Annotated in this window: 13 protein-coding genes and 2 pseudogenes; 3 read left to right on the top strand and 12 right to left on the bottom strand. The window is 69.0% G+C overall.

What is annotated here, in order from left to right:
* Nucleotides 1-18 precede the first annotated feature (18 nt).
* A complete protein-coding gene (locus tag AQJ91_RS42210; protein ID WP_067033464.1) occupies nt 19-732 on the bottom strand; it encodes an aminotransferase class IV in 714 nt (237 codons plus the stop codon).
* Nucleotides 733-984: 252 nt separating this feature from the next.
* On the opposite strand from AQJ91_RS42210, the gene AQJ91_RS57605 reads away from it, so the two are divergent.
* Complete coding sequence (locus AQJ91_RS57605) at nt 985-1329, top strand: helix-turn-helix domain-containing protein (RefSeq protein ID WP_267891302.1); 345 nt, start codon at nt 985-987, stop codon at nt 1327-1329.
* A gap of 330 nt (nt 1330-1659) precedes the next feature.
* On the opposite strand, the gene AQJ91_RS42200 is transcribed toward AQJ91_RS57605, so the two are convergent.
* The 3 genes and pseudogenes from AQJ91_RS42200 to AQJ91_RS51155 form a co-directional block, all read right to left on the bottom strand.
* Nucleotides 1660-3000 (bottom strand): MFS transporter, encoded by a 1341-nt coding sequence (locus tag AQJ91_RS42200; protein WP_067033461.1) that lies wholly within the window; start codon nt 2998-3000, stop codon nt 1660-1662.
* Nucleotides 3001-3248: 248 nt separating this feature from the next.
* Nucleotides 3249-4049: pseudogene (gene dmpG, locus AQJ91_RS42195) on the bottom strand (4-hydroxy-2-oxovalerate aldolase); the annotation flags it as partial.
* A gap of 79 nt (nt 4050-4128) precedes the next feature.
* Nucleotides 4129-4386: pseudogene (locus AQJ91_RS51155) on the bottom strand (DUF3631 domain-containing protein); the annotation flags it as partial.
* 376 nt (nt 4387-4762) lie between these two features.
* Between AQJ91_RS51155 and AQJ91_RS42190 the strand changes: the two are divergent.
* Together AQJ91_RS42190 and AQJ91_RS42185 are read left to right on the top strand one after the other, a co-directional pair.
* Nucleotides 4763-5368: a DUF485 domain-containing protein gene (locus AQJ91_RS42190; RefSeq protein WP_067033458.1), complete on the top strand. Its 606-nt coding sequence runs from the start codon at nt 4763-4765 to the stop codon at nt 5366-5368.
* On the top strand, nt 5365-6930 hold the full coding sequence (locus AQJ91_RS42185) for a sodium/solute symporter (protein ID WP_079085617.1): 1566 nt from the start codon (nt 5365-5367) through the stop codon (nt 6928-6930). Before AQJ91_RS42190 ends, AQJ91_RS42185 begins: the two co-directional genes overlap by 4 nt.
* A 73-nt stretch (nt 6931-7003) precedes the next feature.
* On the opposite strand, the gene AQJ91_RS42180 is transcribed toward AQJ91_RS42185, so the two are convergent.
* The 8 genes from AQJ91_RS42180 to AQJ91_RS42145 form a co-directional block, all read right to left on the bottom strand.
* Entirely contained in the window at nt 7004-7486 is a 483-nt protein-coding gene (locus AQJ91_RS42180) for a GNAT family N-acetyltransferase (RefSeq protein ID WP_067033456.1), read from the bottom strand.
* A 96-nt stretch (nt 7487-7582) separates the two neighbouring features.
* The gene (locus AQJ91_RS42175; protein ID WP_067033453.1) at nt 7583-9157 is read right to left on the bottom strand and encodes an acyl-CoA synthetase; all 1575 of its coding nucleotides are present in this window, start codon (nt 9155-9157) and stop codon (nt 7583-7585) included.
* A gap of 60 nt (nt 9158-9217) precedes the next feature.
* The gene (locus AQJ91_RS42170) at nt 9218-10057 is read right to left on the bottom strand and encodes an SDR family NAD(P)-dependent oxidoreductase (RefSeq protein WP_067033450.1); all 840 of its coding nucleotides are present in this window, start codon (nt 10055-10057) and stop codon (nt 9218-9220) included.
* 3 nt (nt 10058-10060) lie between these two features.
* Nucleotides 10061-10876 (bottom strand): alpha/beta fold hydrolase, encoded by an 816-nt coding sequence (locus tag AQJ91_RS42165; protein WP_067033448.1) that lies wholly within the window; start codon nt 10874-10876, stop codon nt 10061-10063.
* 1815 nt (nt 10877-12691) lie between these two features.
* Complete coding sequence (locus AQJ91_RS42160) at nt 12692-14128, bottom strand: M20/M25/M40 family metallo-hydrolase (protein ID WP_067033444.1); 1437 nt, start codon at nt 14126-14128, stop codon at nt 12692-12694.
* Complete coding sequence (locus tag AQJ91_RS42155; RefSeq protein WP_067033443.1) at nt 14125-14994, bottom strand: class I SAM-dependent methyltransferase; 870 nt, start codon at nt 14992-14994, stop codon at nt 14125-14127. Before AQJ91_RS42155 ends, AQJ91_RS42160 begins: the two co-directional genes overlap by 4 nt.
* Before the next feature lie 45 nt (nt 14995-15039).
* Nucleotides 15040-15852, bottom strand: coding sequence for an AfsR/SARP family transcriptional regulator (locus AQJ91_RS42150; RefSeq protein WP_067033440.1), 813 nt, complete (start codon nt 15850-15852; stop codon nt 15040-15042).
* A gap of 350 nt (nt 15853-16202) precedes the next feature.
* Entirely contained in the window at nt 16203-17762 is a 1560-nt protein-coding gene (locus AQJ91_RS42145) for an MDR family MFS transporter (protein WP_067033438.1), read from the bottom strand.
* Nucleotides 17763-17893: the final 131 nt, after the last annotated feature.

Below are 17893 nucleotides of genomic sequence, written 5' to 3'. Positions count from 1 at the left end.
CGGTGCCACAGCGGTGTCTCACCGCAGGGGCAGCGGCTCCATGAGCGATTCCAGGTGGGCCTGCCACGGCCCGCCGGCCGAGGGAACGGGTGGTGCGGGCACGCCCTGTGGCTCCCAGCCCGTCACGACGCGGATGCCGTGCAGGGCGCTCGTGATCCACACCTCGCACCGCGCGAGCCGGGCCGGGCTCACCCGCGTATGACGCACCGTCACTCCGAGCCGGGCGGCGTGGTCGAGCAGCAGACGTCGGGTGATGCCGGGCAGGATCCGGCCGTCCTCCGGTGCGGTGCACAGGTCGCCGCCGTCCCACCACAGCAGACTGCTGAAGGCCCCCTCGACGGCCCTGCCGTGCTCGTCGACCAGAATCGCCTCGTCGGCACCGTGCTGTCTGGCCTGTTTCCTCAGCCGCCCCTGCACCGGGAAGTCGGGCCCCTTGCGCGTGGGGCACGTGCGCGGATCGACGCGATCCGCCACCCAGACACGGGCGCTGTCCTGAAGTGGCGGGGCCTGACGCAGCCTCAGCGCCAGTCGGGGCGACGGGCCGCCGAGCAGTTCGACCCGGGGAAACCATGTTCCGGTCCGCGGCAGTCGCGCGGTGACGGCGGCTCGGAATTCCGTGATCCCGGCACGGTCGACACCACAGGCACCGATGGCGTTTCCGAACCGGTTCCAGTGCATTTCGTAACCCCGGACCCGGCCCTCCCGAAGCAGCCAGGAATCGGCTATGACCATCCCCTGGTCGTCTTCCTCGGCGGTGAACCCGTCACCGGAATTCCAAACGAAAAAGGATCGAGTGCCGATATCGGTACGCATGTACGGTGGCCCTCCTCACCCACGGCCGGCGAGATCCGACCAGAAGTCGGTCGCCTTTCAAGCAAGGTAGGGAGACCGCGAATGGAACAACAGAGCCATGTGAGGGCCATAGCGAGGGTGCCAATGCACCGGGCCCCCGGTGGTGCTGTGCCCGTGTCCTCGGGAAACACCGTGGTCGCACGGAATGTGCGCCTCCTCAGAGAGCAACGGGGCCTGTCCCTGGCCGAGTTGGCCCGGCAGTCCGGCCTGGCCAAGCAGACGCTGTCCAACCTGGAGCAGGTGATGACCGTTCAGCGCCGCGACGAGGTGGTGTGGCAGCGGCACGGAACATACGAGTCCCGGTTGCTCGACAGCGTGTACGACTCCGGTGTGATCGAGAACTGTCTGGTGCGCGTCTGCGACGATCCCGCCGGTGCGGGCGGACCCTCCGAGCCGCACCCGGTGGGCACCCTGGAGCACCTGTACGTCATCAGCGGCACGGTGCGGTGGGCCCCGCCGACAGCCCGGTGGAACTGACGGCCGGTGACTTCGTGCGCTGTCCCGGGGACCGGCCTCATGTGTACGAGTCACTGGTCGGCGAGAGCCTGGTGCACATCGTGGTCAGCGTGCCCCGCGTCCAGCCCGGCACCGGAGCCACCGGCGTGGCCCGCACCCACGGCACCGGTCCGCGCTGAGCGCCAGGGACGACGGGGCGGTGGCGTCGAGCGGCACGGGCGGGCCCGCCGAGCCGCACCCGGGGCGTCACGAGCCGCTCCACCGGTCGTACCGCGGCCGACACGCGGCGCACGGTCACCGTGCGCGCGGCACGGCCGGTGGAGCGGCTCCGTGTGTGGTGCTGTCGGCGTGTCAGGCCGCGAAGTCGCGGTCACGCGTCTCCGGCAGCGCCAGCACACACAGCAGGCTGATCAGGCACAGTCCGCCCGCGTAGGCACCGAGCACGAGCGGCGACTTCCACTGGGAGTTCAGCCAGGTGGCGACCAGCGGGGCGAAGCCGCCACCGAGCGTGTTGGCGAGGATGAAGGTCGCCGAGGCTCCGGTGTAGCGCAGCCGGGCCGGGAACAGCTCCGGCAGGAAGGCCGCGATCGGCGCGAACATCAGGATGAAGAGCACCAGTCCCACGGTGAACGCTCCGGTGATGACCAGCCCGTTGCCCGTCTCCATGGAGCCGAACATGGGCAGCGCCCACACCACGCAGCCGATCGCCCCGGTCAGGATCACCGGCCGTCGCCCCACCCGGTCGGCCAGCCGGGCCACCGGGATCACGGCGATGGCGGTCACGCCGGCGGCCACGCTCGCGGCGGCCAGCATGGTGTTCTGCGGGATGCCGAGCGCCTTCGGCCCGTACGAGATGCTGTAGACGATCGTCAGGTAGTAGACGGCCGAACCGCCGACCGCCACGCCTATCCCGAGCAGCAGCCGCCCCGGGTGCTCCTTGACCAGGGCGCCCAGGGGAAACCGCGGCGCGGGGCGGGCGTCCGAGGACTGGTGGCTGAACACCGGCGACTCGCTCACACGGGTGCGCACCCAGAACCCGACGACGATGAGCAGCGTGCTCAGCAGGAACGGCACGCGCCACGCCCCGTCGGCGAAACCGTCCCGGCCCGCGACGGCGATGGTCGGCAGGATCACGGCGCTGGACAGCAGGAAACCCAGCAGCGCGCCGATCTGCGGAATGGACGCGTGCATCGCCCGTCGTCCGGGCGGCGCGTGCTCGGCGGCGAGCAGTACCGCGCCACCCCACTCGCCGCCCATGCTCACGCCCTGCAACAGCCGGAGGGCGACCAGGAGCACCGGGGCGAGGAGCCCCGCCGTCTCGTACGTCGGTAGCACACCGACACCGACCGTGGCTATGCCCATCAGCACCAGCGAGGTGACCAGGGCCCGCTTGCGGCCGAGCCGGTCACCGATGGTCCCGAACAGCACGACGCCGATGGGGCGGGCGAGGAACGCGGCGGCGAAGGTCAGGAACGCCGCCAGGGTCGAGACCGTGGAGCTGCCGGACGGGAAGAAGGCCGGGCCCAGAACGAACGCGGCCGCTGTGCCGTACACGGCGAAGTCGTAGTACTCGATGGTGGTTCCGACAAGGCTCGCGACGGCGACGCGCGACACGTTCTCCTTCGCCGCGGGCGGTGGGGCGGGGGGTGTGGTGGTACCGACGGGCGCTGTGTCGCTGCTGGTCTCGGACATGGAGCGGCTCACCTCCGACAGGACCGGATCTCGAAGTGATCCGGGCCACAGTGGGGACTGGGTGCGGTGGACTGTAAGAGGCCCGTGACCGGTCCGCGCATGGATGTGCCGCCCTGCGCAACAGCGGCCAGGTGCCTGCAATATGCACGTTTGGCCGCCTGCAATGCCTGCGTTTGCCCGGAACGCGGGCAGCCGTTCGCACACCCATCGGCCCATCTGCCGTGGGTGTGCGAACGGAAACACGGAAACTACGGAACCGGGGTGGCGGGCGCGGCCGACCCGAGGTCGAGTGCGATGTCGACGATCATGTCCTCCTGGCCGCCGACGAGCCTGCGGCGGCCGACCTCCAGGAGCAGGGCGCGGGTGTCGACACCGTAGCGTTCGGCGGCGACTTCGGCGTGGCGCAGGAACGAGGAGTACGCGCCCGCGTAGCCGAGCGTCAGTGTCTCCCGGTCGACCTGCACGGCGCGGTCCCGGAGCGGTCGTACGAGGCCGTCGGCGGCGTCCTGAAGGGCGAACAGGTCGCAGCCGTGCTTCCAGTCCTGCAGGTTGGCGACGGCGACGAAGGCCTCGATGGGGCAGTTGCCCGCGCCCGCGCCCCCGCCCTGTCCGGCGAGGGACGCGTCGACGCGGGTGACGCCCTCCTCCACCGCGACGACGCTGTTGGCGACGGACAGGGAGAGGTTCTCGTGTGCGTGGATGCCGATCTCGGTGGCCGGGTCCAGCACGTCACGGTAGGCGCGCACGCGTGCGCGGACGCCGTCCATGGTGAGCCGGCCGCCGGAGTCCGTGACGTACACACAGTGTGCGCCGTACGACTCCATGAGCTTGGCCTGGGTGGCGAGTTCAGCGGCCGGGGCCATGTGGCTCAGCATCAGGAAACCGGCGACGTCCATGCCGAGTTCGCGGGCCTTGGCGATGTGCTGTGCCGCGATGTCGGCCTCGGTGCAGTGGGTGGCGACGCGGACCGAGCGGACGCCGAGGTCGTGGGCTCGTTCGAGTTCGGCGATGGTGCCGATGCCGGGCAGGAGGAGGGTGATGAGGACGGCGGGACAAACTCAAGCTGCGATCACGGGCGCAGATAGCGGCTTGGGCCGCCACGCGCGTCGGGCCCGGATTGGTCTGAGTCCCGCCGGGGAAGCGGTGGTTGGCCGAGCCGATGCCGTAGTCCTTCACCAGCAGCTGAAGGCCGCGCGGGGTCAGCCTCTGCGGGCCGTGTTCGGCCGACGGCGTCTCCGAGCCAGCGTTGAGCTGCTCAATCAGGCGGCTCGTCCGCAGCGTTGCAGGATCGCCCTCTGCGGCGAAGATCCGGCGGATGTCGGCCAGGATGAGGGTGCAGAGCCCCGCACCCTCATCCTGCCCGGCCGGCGGCACCTGGCCGGGCATCCGCCGCGAACTGCCGAAGACGCGCGTCGGCTGACGCGGTGATCCGCCGGGGTCATTCGGCGCAACTGCCCGGGCTTCGCCAGGTGTTCCCTGTGCCGCATGGCGGAACAACCGCTGTGGCCACGTCTGCAACGGGTATGTGATGTCCGGATGTGACGCACACGCCACCGACCCTCCTCCCGGAACTCACAGCCTTTGCCGCGGAGGGGCGGATGGCTCGTCGGCCGGGGGCGCCGTTCACCGCGACGCCCCGGCGCAGCCCCTGCCGCGACCGACTCATCAGCCGGCGGACGGGAGCTGGATCTCGCGGCGCTCGGGGACTACAGCGCCGCGACCATCCACACATCACGCAGCCCCACTACGCAGAGAGCCGCCCATGTATCCCCAGAGCAGACCTCCCCAACAGGATGCGCTCGCGGCCGTCATCCTGTACCTGAGCCGTCTCGACCACGGACGCCTGTATTCCGATGACGAGCTGGCCCGGGCGATGAACGACTGTTACGCGTCGTTCGGAAGCCTGGACACACTCAGCCTCCGGTACGGGCGATCGCTGAGCTCCGAGGGCACCGAGGCCCGCGCCCGCCGCGAACGGCGGGCGTGGGCCTCGCGCGTTGCCGCGGACCTGGCTCGGCGCCATCCTCATGCCCGCTCCGTGCCCATCGCCTCGGGGACGACGTTGTCAGCCGCCCTCGAGGCGGCGGGCGTCCCTCGCAGAGCGCGCGCGGCACATCGCCGCGCCCTCCTCGCCGGCGCCCCGGTCATCGCCCTGTACCTGCTGATCAGCGGCTCGGCCAACGCGGCCAGGGACTTCATGGCCCTGCCGGTGGCAGGCCCGCTGAACGTGGGTCTCGGCCTCGGTCTGCTGCAACTCGTCGCCGTCGCGGCCTGGGTCCTGTGGTACGGGCGGTATTCCGAGACCTCACTCGACCCTCTCCTCGAGAGCCTGGGAACGTCCACCGAGGAGCTGAGGCACCGCTCATGACATCGGATCACGTCACTGCCGATCTACCGGTCTTCGCCGTCTTCCTCGTCTGCGCGCTGTTCCTGGCGGTATGGGCCGCCCCGCACCGAGGGACCGTCACGGAGTTCTACGTCAGCGATGGTCGCCTGACGCCGGCTCACAACGGTCTGGCCCTCTTCGGAGACGTCATGTCCGCGGCCGCTCTGTTGGGCAGTCCCGGCCTGATCGCCCTCACCGGTTATGACGGCACGCTCTCCGTTCTGGGGCCCGCCGTCTCCTGGGTCGTCGTCCTCCTGCTGGTAGCGGAGCCGTACCACGGCAAGGGACAGTTCACCATCGGCGACCGAATGGCCCGTCGTCTGCGCCCGCGTGCGGTGCATCTGTCGGCGGGCATCGCCACACTCCTCGTCTGCCTGATGTACCTGACCGCCCAACTCGTCGGAGCGAGCGCACTCACGGTGGGAATTCTGGGCACGTCCGGCCGGGGCATGGAGCAGGGCGTCGCCGCCGTACTCGGCGCTCTCATGATCCTCTACATCGTCCTGGGCGGCATGGGAGCGGCCACGCTGGTTCAGACCCTCAAGGCGGTCCTGCTGCTGGTCGGCGGCACCGCCCTGGCGCTGGCGGTGCTGTCCAGATTCGACTGGAACCCGGGCGCGCTCCTGAGCGCCGCGGCCGACCACAGCGGTCACGGCGAACGATTCCTGCAGCCGGGGCTGCGTTTCGGCGACGGCGGAACGACGAGGCTGGACTCCGCCAGCGAGCAACTGGCCCTGCTGATCGGAGCAGCCGGACTGCCGCATCTCCTGATGCGGATCAACGCCGTGCCCTCCCGGCGCGACGCGCGGCGATCGGTCCAGTACGCGGCCCTGCTGACCTGTGCGTTCTACGTGGCCGCCGGCGTGCTCGGCTTCGGAGCCGCAGCTCTGGTCGGCACGGACGCCATCGCGGCGGACAACCCCTCCGGGAACACGGCCGTGCTCCTTCTCGCGGCGGAAATCGGGGGTTCGCTCCTGCTCAGCCTCGTCGCCTGCCTGGCATTCGCCACGGTGCTGGCCGTCGTGGCCGGTATCACTCTCGCCGCCGCGACCTCGTTGGCCCACGACATCTACGGCGCGGTCATCACTCGTGGAACCGTGTCCGAGCAGCGCGAGCTGTTCGTGACACGGGTGGCGGCCGTGGTGGTCGGTACGAGCGCCACGTTGCTGGCCATGTTCGCAGGCGGCCTCAACGTCTCCTTCCTCATAGGTCTGGCCTTCGCCGTGGCCGCCTCGGCGATCGCGCCCGCTCTGCTGTACAGCATGTTCTGGCAGGGCTTCACCACCCGGGGCGCGATGTGGAGCATCTACGGCGGTCTGGCCACCTCCGTGTCGCTGATGTGCCTGTCGCCCCAGATCTCCGGCAGTGCCACCGCAGTGCTGCCCGACCTGGACTTCTCGGTGTTCCCGCTCCGGAACCCGGCCATCGTCTCGGTTCCGGTCGGATTCCTTCTCGGTTGGCTCGGATCGGCGCCCTTCCGCGCGGCCAGCCGGGCGGCCCGCTCCGAGGACCGCATCACGAGGGGGGTTTCACCGCGCGGATGACGCCACGGCAGTCAGCCGGTCACGCCCGCCGGTTCACCTGGTGGGCGGCCGGCTCGCGGTGCCGTACGGCGGTTCAGTGCGGCATGTCGTCGAGAGCGGTGGACACACGCATGACGGCCGGTGGCTCGGCCGTGAACAGCACGACCGTGCCGCCGGGCAGGTCGGCCTCGGTGACCCGGCGGAAGCCCGCGGCTTCCAGGGTGAGCTGGGCCGGGGAGTCGTCCTCGGCCGGTGCGGCGACGACCCGGCGGCAGTGTGGGTCCGCGGCGAAGAGGGCGGGGACGAGTTCGCGCAGCAGGCGGGAGGCCAGGGCCTGTTCCGAAGGGGCGGGGTCCGGGAGGGTGAGTCCGACGGCGAGGTCATGGGCCCCGAAGGGATAGCAGACGCACACCGGGTGGTGCGGGACGCGGTGGATCTCCAGGAGGATCGTCGGCCCGCCGTCGAAGGTGGCGGCGTAGGCGCCGACGGTACGGCTGGAGATGCCGACGGGATCACCGGTCGGCCGCAAATTCCAGCCGCCGCCGAGGGCCGGCACGGGGGGGCGGCGATACGGCATCGAGGAGGATGGCCATGGCGAGGGCTCCGCGGTCGTGTAGGGCCGGCCCGGGCCGTGTCGCACAGGGCCGGGCGGGTCAGGGGTGGTGGGGACGGGTCAGAGAGCCGAGGCGGCCTGCTGCTCGACCCAGCGTCGGAGCTCGACCTTGGCGAGCTTTCCGCTGGCGTTGCGGGGCAGCTGCTCGGCGATCAGGACTGTGGTGGGGAGCTTGTAGCGGGCCAGGTGCCGGCCCGCGAAGCCGCGGACGTCCTCCAGAGTGGGAGCGGTGCCAGGCTCGCACGTGAGGACGGCGAGGACGGTTTCGCCCCACTTGGGGTCGGGGACGCCGATGACGGCGGCCTCCAGGACGCCCGGGTACTCGACGAGGACTCGCTCCACCTCGGCAGGGTAGACGTTCTCGCCACCGCTGATGATCATGTCCTTGAGCCGGTCGACGATGTAGTAGAGACCGTCCTTGTCCCGGTAGGCGATGTCACCGGTGTGGAACCAGCCCGCGTCGTCGAAGGCCGCACGGGTGGCGTCCGGGTTGTCCCAGTAACCGGAGGCCACGTTGGGGCCGCGTACGCAGATCTCGCCTCGCACGTCGGTCTCCCGGATGCGGGCGCCCGTGACGGGGTCGGCGAGACAGATCTCGGTGTACGGCATGGGGGCTCCGGCCGATCCCGCCTTCTCCCGCGTCAGGCCGGCCGGCAGGTAGGTGGCGAAGGGCGCCGTCTCGGTCAGCCCCCAGGCCTGCTGGAGCAGGATCCCGCACTCGCCGTAGTCCTTGATGAGCTGCGGTGGCACGGGTGCGCCCGCCACGATCGCCGACCGCAGGGCACTCAGGTCGGCCTCGGCGAAGCCGGGCACGCGGGCGAGGGCGGCGTACATGGCCGGGACGGCGAAGAGACCGGTCACGCGGTGGTGGACCAGGTCGTCGAGGCACTGGGCGGGATCGAAGCCGCGGCGCAGGACGACGGTGCCGCCGCGCAGCAAGGTGCGCAGGGTGAGGGCGTTGAGGCCGCCGATGTGGAAGAGCGGGGCGACGGCCAGGTTCACGTCGTCGGCCCGGGTGTCCACGACGCTGTCAACATTGACCGCGTTCCACCAGAGGTTGCCGTGGGTGAGCATGACGCCCTTGGGCCGACCCGTGGTGCCGGAGGTGTACATGAGCACCGCGAGGTCGTCGTCGTACAGGGCGGCGCGCTCCCTTGCGGGCCGGTCGGGGCCGAGCAGCTCCGACAGCGGGGACCAGACGGCGGCTCGCGCGGCCGCCGCGGGGCACTGGGGATCGGTGTCGACCAATATGTGGCGGCGGGCCGGTATGTCGCCCATGATCGACTCGACGAGTTCACGGTGGCCCGCTTCCACCACCACGGTGTGGGCGCCGCTGTCGGTCAGGATGTGGTGCACTTCGTCGGCCGCGAGCCGGAAGTTGACCGGGACGAAGATCGCCCCGAGGTGAGCCGCCGCGATGAGCGTCTCGAAGACGGTCACGCTGTTGAAGCCGAGGTAGGCGATCCGGTCGCCGCGGCGCAGCCCGTGCTCGGCGAGTCCGGCGGCGAACTCGGCTGCGGTGCGGCTGAGTTGGGCGGCGGAGATCTCACGGCCCTCGTAGACGAGGGCACTGGCGGTGGGCAACTGGGCTCTGCGGTGCAGTGCCGCGGCGGGGCTGATGTCGACGGCGGCCATGGTGTCGGCTCCTTCGATGGCTGTCGGTGACGGGGACGGGCGACGGACGGTGGCGGTGGTTCAGAGGCCCGCGCCGCCGGCAGGGGTGCGGAAGCCGCGGACGGCGATGCCGCCGTCGGCGGGGATGACGGCTCCGGTGACGGTGCCGCTGTCGGCGCGGGAGGCGAGCAGGACGTACGGGCCGGTGAAGTCCTCTGGCTCGACGCTGGAGTCGTACAGCGGGATGAGCGGCGGCTGTTCGATTCCGGACGCCTCGTTCCTGGCGAAGGACGCGGCCAGCGTACGGTCCTGAAGGCCCAGGCTCTGCGGGCCGCGCAGCTGGGTGCGCATGCCGCCGACGGCGACGCCGTTGACCCGGACGCTCGGCGCCAGCTCGTAGGCGAACTGGCGGAGCAGGCCGAGACAGGCATGCTTGCTGGCGGTGTAGAGGACGCCGCCGCCGTCGGTGTGGAAGGAGGCGTTCGACAGGGTCATCACGACGCTCCCGCGGGTGGCGACCAGCTCGCGCCAGGCGGCCTCCACGGCCAGGACGTATCCCTTGACGTTGATGCCGAAGATCTCGTCGAAGGCCTCGGAGAACTCCTTGCCGGTGAGCCTGGTGAGGCTGCGGTGGTAGTCCCAGATCCCGGCGTTGGGGACGAGTATGTCCAGTTTGCCGAACCGCTCGACCGTGGCCTCAACGGCGTGGTGCAGGTCGTCCGGGGAGCGTACGTCTCCGGGCACGGGCAGCACCCGGTCCCCCCGTTCGCCCGCGGCGCGCACCACCTCTTCCAGCTGCTCGGCGTTGCGGCCGAGGACGGCGACGCTCGCGCCCTCGGCGAGGTAGCGCAGGGCGACGGCGCGGCCGATGCCGGAGCCGGCGCCGGTGATCAGGGCGACCTCGCCCTCCAGCCAGCCCATGGGTCAGTGCTCCTTGAGGAAGTCGGTGACCAGGCGCTCGAACTCGGCCTGCCGCTCCAGCTGGACCCAGTGGCCGCAGCCGCCGAAGACGTGCAACTGGACGTCGCGGATCTGCTTGAGCATCAGCTGCGCGCCGTCGAGGGTGATGGTGCGGTCGTCGCGGCCCCAGAGCAAGAGGGTCGACGCCTTGATCTTGTGGACCCGCTGCCAGAGCGGGTCCATGCCGTGCCGCTTGGCGAAGGCCGCGTTGTAGGCGTGGTAGAAGGCGATGTGGGACTCGTCGAGGGACGCCTCGTAGCGGGCCTGTGCAGTGTCCGCCCAGCGCTTCGGCTCGGCGGTCATCACGCCGATGAAGTCCCGCATCTTCTTCAGGGTCGGGCCCTCGCCGTTGTAGTAGCGGAACATCGCCTTCTGGCCCTCGGTCGGGGTGGGCCCGAAGGGCAGCCAGCCGCCGCCCGGTGCCATCAGCACCAGCTTCTCGACCCGCTCCGGGGCTTCGAGCGCGGTGGCGATGGCGGCTGCTCCGCCCAGACTGTTGCCCAGCAGATGGAACCGGTCGACGCCGAGGGCGTCCAGCGTCTGCAGCAGGGCATCGACCGTGATCTCGGTGATGCTGCGGGCGTCCAGGTCGGCTTCGGCGGGGCGGTAGCTGCCGCCGAAGCCGGGCTGGTCGGGCAGCACGACACGGAAGTGCCGGGTGAGGGCTGGCAGGTTCTGGTGGTAGTTGGCGACCGCACTCGCGCCGGGTCCGCCGCCGTGCAGCATCACCAGCACCGGACCGGCACCGGCATCGATCTCCGGTAGGGCAGGCGGCAGCATCCGGGCCGCTTGCGGACCGGATATCGGAGTGAGGCCGGTCAGGCGGTCGCGGGTTCGAGGGTGACCTGGTGGCCGAGGGCCTGGAGCTGGCGGACGAGGTCGCGGGTCCGATCCCGAACAGCTCCAACAGGGCGGGGGCCGCCTGCTTGACCAGCGGACCGATCTCGGCGTCCAGCTCGGCGATCTCAGTGGCGGCGGGCCAGACGCCTCAGAACGAACGAACCTGAAACCCCGTCAACCCGCCCTGACCAGCTGATCAGCGCCTCCCGCACACAGGGGGAACCTCAGCCCTCGGCCAGGAGGCTGAGGGCGGCGAGGCCGGTAGGGCGGCCGGTGGCCGAGGCCGAATTTCCGCTGGATCCGCCTGGCCACCACGTCGACGTTAAGACCGGCCGCGTTGTCGGTGTTGTCCTCCACGAAGAGGAGGAAGTCGGGCAGGCCGTCTGTCAGCGGGGGCAGGCCCTTAGTTGATCCAGTGGGTGCTCGTCACCACCCCGGACTGCTGGCCTGTCGGAAGATCTTGGTCAGCCGTACCGAGGGGATCGGGCCGTGGGTAGCGACACCCATGAAGCGCCTGCACGATCTCATTGATGCTCACCGCAGAAACCGGACGAGCCCAGCGACAAGCCTTGCTGTATGTCGAAACTGCACAGCCCAATGCCGCCCGTCCCCTTCTCTCGGACACGCGACACATCACACACCGGTCGAGAGGAGCGGGAGGCTTCTGACGAAGCATCACGCACAGCTGTCCACCGGCTGTCCACCGGACGGGCCGCCCCTCGGGCCAATTCAACGCTTCAGTGCAGCAAAACCGCAGCTCAAAGCCCATTGGGCTACCCACGCGCGACAGGTAGTAGATCAACGACCTACGCATTGCGATGCGTAGAAACCAACTGTCCGAATGGCCCGAATTCCAAGGTCACCCAAGAGAAGAAACCCCAGGTCAAAGGCCTGACCTGGGGTTCACCATGGAGCCGCCTTCGGGATTCGAACCCGAGACCTACGCATTACGAGACCGTGAGGGTTCGTGTTGCGTGGTGTTCCGCCGTGCCGCGTAGTGACGTTGTGCCTGATCAGAGCACGTGCAACAGGTTGACCCGTGCCACCCGATGCTGCACCGTCCAAAGGCGTCCGGCCACCGGCTGGCCACCACGGGTGGCAAGAAGCAGAGTCACCGAGATTGTAGGCCTCCCACAGACTCTTCGTACGCGCGCCGGGTCTCCCGCAGGTTACTCCAGAGACGGCCCCTTACAGCGTGGCCGGTTGGCTGTTCCCGAGACCGTCCTTCAGGTCCGTTCCTGACCAGCTAAAACCCCTGGCCATCGACCAACCAGTGGTGACAGGATCCGCAGCATGACCTATGGAATCGAGTCCTACCCCACCCGATGAGCGCCCAGGCAGGCGGTGGAGTCCCCGCCCCTTGGCCCTCCAGAGAGCAGGAGAAGATGGGGAAGCGGCTGCGACTTCGGCGGCGAGCTGTTGGTGCGCGGGCAGAAGACCGAGGTCATCGCGAAGGTCTACGGGTGGCTACGCGTTCGGCGCCGCTGGTGGCACACGTGGCAGGAAGGCGACACGGAAGTGTTGCGGTCCCAGATCCGATGTCCACCGAGCGGTTGGGTCCCAGCAAGGGCGCGGCTTGAGCGGGAGCGGTCGTGGAGTGGGTTCGCAGGCCAGAGCCGTGCCGCTGGCCGAAACGGGCCGTAAGCCGCCAGGGGCAGCGGCAGCGGGCAGACTCACGGCGCCCGACCGCTCGGCCGCTGCCCTGTGGGCAGCGGCCGAGCGGTGTGAGTCTCGATCGGAATCCAGTATGCCGGGCTATCGGTGCACGACGAACGCTCCGAACATCCGGTACAGCAGCTCCGCGCCCTGTCGTAGGGCCACCACGCTCACCCTCTCGTCGTCGCCGTGCATGGCGGTCAGCGTTGGATTGTCCACCAGGTAGGGATACGTGCCGTAGACCGGGATGCCGCGATCCTGCCAGGGCTTGCCGCTGGTGCCCGCCTCGAACATAGCGGGTACGGTGGGAACGCCGGGATGAGTTAGGGCCACCGCCCGGCGCCAGGCGGTGAAGACGTCGGAGTCGATGGGGCTAGGGCGGGCGTTCCAGTCTCGGTTCCAACGGGCAAGGGTGTCGGCGGAGTGTTCCCCCGGCGGGCCGACCAGTTCCATGCGGATGCCCGGGTAATCCACGATGACCTTGCCGATGTGATCGAGCAGTTCTTGGGGCGACTGGCCGCCCGGGGTGAATCGCAGTTGGAGGAGCGCGGACGCCCGCCGCGGGATGACGTTGGCACGGAGGCCTCCATCCTGGGAGACGAAGGCGATGGTGGCCCGCAGCAGTGCGTTGTGCAGCCCTGGATAGGGCGACCTGCTCAGTACCTCTTCCGCCGCCGCCTCGAGCTTGGCCTCTTCGGAGGCATCCTCGGCGTCGAGGAGCCGACGCACGGCGGCGGCCAGTTCGGGGTCACGGGTGCCCTGAGCGAGGGCCGCGAAGTAGTCACGGTTCAGAGGGGTGAGGACGACCGGAGTACGGGCGCGTGAGACAGCGTGCACCGCTGCGGCGAGCCGGGCCAGCGCCGAGTCCGGGAGCGGACGGGAGGAGTGGGTGGCTGTCCCGGAGGCGGTCAGCCGTACCGCGCCGAAGGCCCGGTCCACGCAACTCAGCGAGGCCAGCATGGGTGTGCTGCCTTCCTGCTGGGCCAGCATCCAGCCGCCCTCCGTGAGCACGGCCCCTGCGGCGACCCGGTCCCAGTGGTGCTCGGTCAGCCAACGGGTTCCGTACCAGCCGCCCTCCTCGTCACAGTCCGAGAGAAAGATGATGTCACGGTCGAACAGAGCCCCCTCCCGCACATGCCTCAGCAGGGCGTTCATGAAGGCCGCGCCTGCGCCTTTCATATCCAGACTGCCGCGCCCCCATAGAAAGCCGTCGGAGATATCTGCCGCGAAGGGAGGGTGCTGCCAGTCCTCCGGATGTGCGGACACGACGTCGGAGTGGGACAGCACGAGCAGCGGAGCCCGCTCCCCGGTCCCTTTGATACGAGCGAGGAAGTGGACGTTGCCGGGTTTGGGAGTCGGGATGATCTCGGTGGCTACACCGGCGTGCCGCCAGATGCGGTCCAGGGTGCGGACGAGCGGCAGGGTGTCGGCGCCCTCGCCGTTGTGCGAGGTGTCGTACCGGATCATGGTGCGGGCAAGGGAGACGACGTCTATGTCGTCGGGCGCGTGAGGGATGAGCCTGTCCGGGGCGGTCATCGTTCCTCCGCGAGGTTGCGGCTCTCCGGGGGCCTGCGCGTATGGACGAAGCGCACCGGCACGGGCAGGACGATACGGCCGTCGGGACCGCGCAACCGTTCGAACACCGTGCCGATCGCCTCTCTGGCGGCGGTGGCCTCGGCTCCGCGCAGTTCGTCCCAGGCGGCGCGCAGTCCGGTGGACATCGACCAGGTGATCCAGTCGTCTCCCGAGGCGACGGCCATCTCGTGGATCTCCTCAGCCACCGTCACCTGCTCGAATCCAAGCCGGATGAGCGCGGAGGTGATACTCGTCGCGGACTCGGACCAGGGTGCACGGCCGCGCTCGCGTGGATCGGGCCCGGGTGGAAAGTGAGGGGCCAGTACGGCGAAGGCGTCCGGCGGCACGAAGGGTGGAAGCCCGTCCTCGTCCACCAGGTCGCTGTAGACCAGCCGGCCGCCCGGAGCGAGCATCTGGAGATAGGCCCCCAGCGTCGCGGGGGCGCCGGGCAGATGCATCACACTGAATCCGCCCAGCACAACGTCGAACGACTCGGGCGCGAACTCGGGCTCCTCCGCGTCCATCTGTCGTACCGTCACATTGTTCCAGCCCCGCTCGAGAGCCTCCGCCCCTGTGTGACGCACCATGGCGGGGGCGATGTCGATGCCGGTGACGAAGCCGTCCGGCCCGACCGCCTCGCGGGCGGGGAACAGGCAGGACCCCCGGCCGCAGCCGATGTCCAGTATGCGATCGCCGGGCCTTAACTCCGCTCTGGCGACGAGCCGTTCACCGAGTGGGGTGAAGAAGTCCACCGGCGAGCGGTCAAAGACCGCCGCCGCGCGGTCAAAGGTATCGGCGATGGATTCCTTGTGCCGGGTCGCGTCCATGACGGGCACCTCCTATGCCTGCGGATCTACTGGGTTCAGGTCGCGCTAGAGCCTGACGAATTCACGGACCTGGGGCGCGGACAGATCGTCGCAAAGGACACGCTGGTACAGCTCGCGTAACTCTCCGCAGGGTTCCATCCCGAACTCCTCCACCAGCCGATGGCGCAGCCGGTGGTAGACAGTGATGGCCTCACTCCGGCGTCCGGCCAGACACAACACTGACATCAGACGGTGGCAGACCCCCTCGTTCAGGGGGTCCTCGACCAGCAACGAGCTGAGTTCGCCGATCAGTTCGTGGTAGGGGCGGCCTGAGAGCAGATCAGCCTCTATCCGCCTCTCCAGCGCCGCATGCCGGTCCTCTTCGAGCTGTACGGCATGCATCTGCAGAGGCCGGCCGGGACTCATATCGGCCAGCGCCGGGCCGCGCCACAGCGCCAGCGCCTGGCCGAGCAGCTCGGCGGCCCGGTCCGGACGGCCGGCACGCAAAGCGGTGTGCCCGAGCCCGGAGAGCCGCTGGAACTCTGTGACGTCGAGGGCGCCCTCGTCGACCTGCAGGAGATAGCTGGACGCTCCGGTGACGATGAGTCGGCGTTCCCGCCCGCTGCCCGCCGGTGCTTCGTCCGCGCAGTCGTCGATTGCGGCGAAATGGCGCCTGAGCTGGAAAATGTACGTCTGAAGGGTCCGCACCGCACTGGTGGGCGGCCGGTCCTCCCACAGCTCCTCGATGAGCAGCGAGGTGGGGACCGGCCGGTTCGCATGAAGGAGCAGCAGGGCCAGCACTTTGCGGGGCTTGGGTGCCGTAGGGGCGGAGAGGCGGGGGTCTATGACCGCCATGGGACCGAGCAGGCGAAATTCCATGAGTTTCCCTCCCGGAGTGTCAGCAACTGTGCTGAGAAAGCAACACGCCGGTGCGGAAAGCGACTCTTGGGCATCACGGAACGCGCCACCCTGCTCTCGAGATGGGATTCACCAATCACCCAGCGCCCACCACCAAAGAGAATCCACAAATACTCCCGCACCAATAAGTTGCGGGTTCAAGCTATCACGCTTGGCGGCAACTTGATCTCAGATGTGGGATTCCCGACTTCTGGTACGAGCAGCGACTGATCGGAAGTCTTTGCGGGTACACATGGGTCCCGCGCCAAACCCCTCCCACCTAGGGAGATAGACCTGAAACCACCTCACCTTCCCTCTTCTGGCGAACTAGACTACGCGGGCCCTTCAGCCTTTAGTTGATCTTTCAAAACCTCTTGATCAGGCTCCTTCGGCCGACTCGGAAGCCTGATGAGCAAGGCTAGAAACAGTGCGACAAGCAGCAGGCAGGCAGTCACCAGGAAGACTCGGTCGACAGCGTCGTCATATGCCCCGAAAACAGTTTCCCGAATATTTCCGGTCATCTTATGGACGCTCTCCGGCTGTTCTGCCGCTTTCGCCTGCTCCGGCGTCAGTCCGGAAAGTTCCGTGACGAGTCGTGCGTGGAAGATCGCATTGAAGGCGGCGAGGCCGAGCGAACCGCCGAGCTGGCGGCCGAGTGTCTGGAGTGAGACGGCCGCGCCGAGGTCCTTGAGGGGCGAGTTGTTCATGACGGCGAGCGCGTAGACCTGAGTCATCAGTCCGAGGCCGATGCCGATGAGTACCGTATAAGCCAGTGAGACGAGCCTGCCGGTGTCCGGGGTCAGAGTGATGAGCATGGCCATCCCGACGCCGGTCACCATCACTCCGAAAACGCCGAACCACTTCTCGTTGCCGAACTTCACCATCAAAGGGCTGGCCACCAGCGCGGCCAGCACGATGCCGATGGTCAGCGGCAGGAGGAGCAGGCCGGAGTCTGTGGCCGAACTGCCGGTGCTCACCTGGAGGAAGATTGGCAGGAACATCAGAGCCCCGAACATCGCGGCGCCTGAGGCGAAGGCCTGGAAGTTGGCGATGTTGAGGATGGGCCTCCGCAGCAGGTAGAGCGGGACGACCGGTTCGGCGGCCCGTCGCTCCACCAGGCCGATCGACGCCAGCAGCACCAGCGTCCCGCCGATGAGCGCGATGATCAGCGGATCGCCCCATCCGTACTCGGTGCCGGCCCAGCTGGAGATGAGCACTAGGCAAGTAGCCACTCCGCCGACCAGCAGGGCGCCGGCGTAGTCGATCTTCGGCCGGGCGACGCGTCGGTCGAGCTTCAGCGTCGTGAGGATCAGCAGCAGGGATACGGCCCCGATGGGAATGTTCACGAAGAAGATCCAGCGCCAGCCCCACTGATCGGTGATGTAACCGCCCGCGAGCGGACCGAGCGCGGCGAAGCCGGTGAGGGCGGTGGAGAAGTAGCCCTGGTATTTCGTGCGCTGCTCCGGGGTCAGCAGTTCGGTGTAGAGCGCCATCGCCGAGACGATGAAGCCGCCCGCGCCGACACCCTGCAGGGCCCGGAACAGCGAAAGCTGGAGCATCGACTGGGCGATGCCGCTCAGGATCGACCCTGTGAGGAAAGCGGCCATGGCGAAGACGAAGACGGGCTTGCGCCCGAAGAGATCGCCGAACTTGCCGTACAGCGGAGTGGTGACGGTGGCGGCCAGGGTGTACGCGGTGGCCACCCAGAAGAAGGTGCTCAGCCCGCCGAACTCGTCGATAATCACCGGCATCGCGGTGGCGGTGATGTTCATGTCGAGCATGGCCAGGAGCTGTGCCAGCAGTACGCCGACCAGGGGCAGCAGCACATAGCGTGGGCCCCGCGCCGAGGGCTGCCCCGGTGGGCGCTCGGTCTCGGTGTTCACTTCGGACATGGGCCCCTCCGGTCGAACTTCACATGCGTGACACACACATATTAGCGCTCGTGTGTCAGCACGCCACCCCTTCCGCCCCTTCGATTCCGCTCCTGCTCCCCGGCTCGACCCGGGCTCGAGACAGTGCTGAC

This window comes from Streptomyces dysideae (assembly GCF_001514305.1).
GTDB lineage: Bacteria > Actinomycetota > Actinomycetes > Streptomycetales > Streptomycetaceae > Streptomyces > Streptomyces dysideae.
This window is presented reverse-complemented; position numbering and strand designations above follow the sequence as displayed.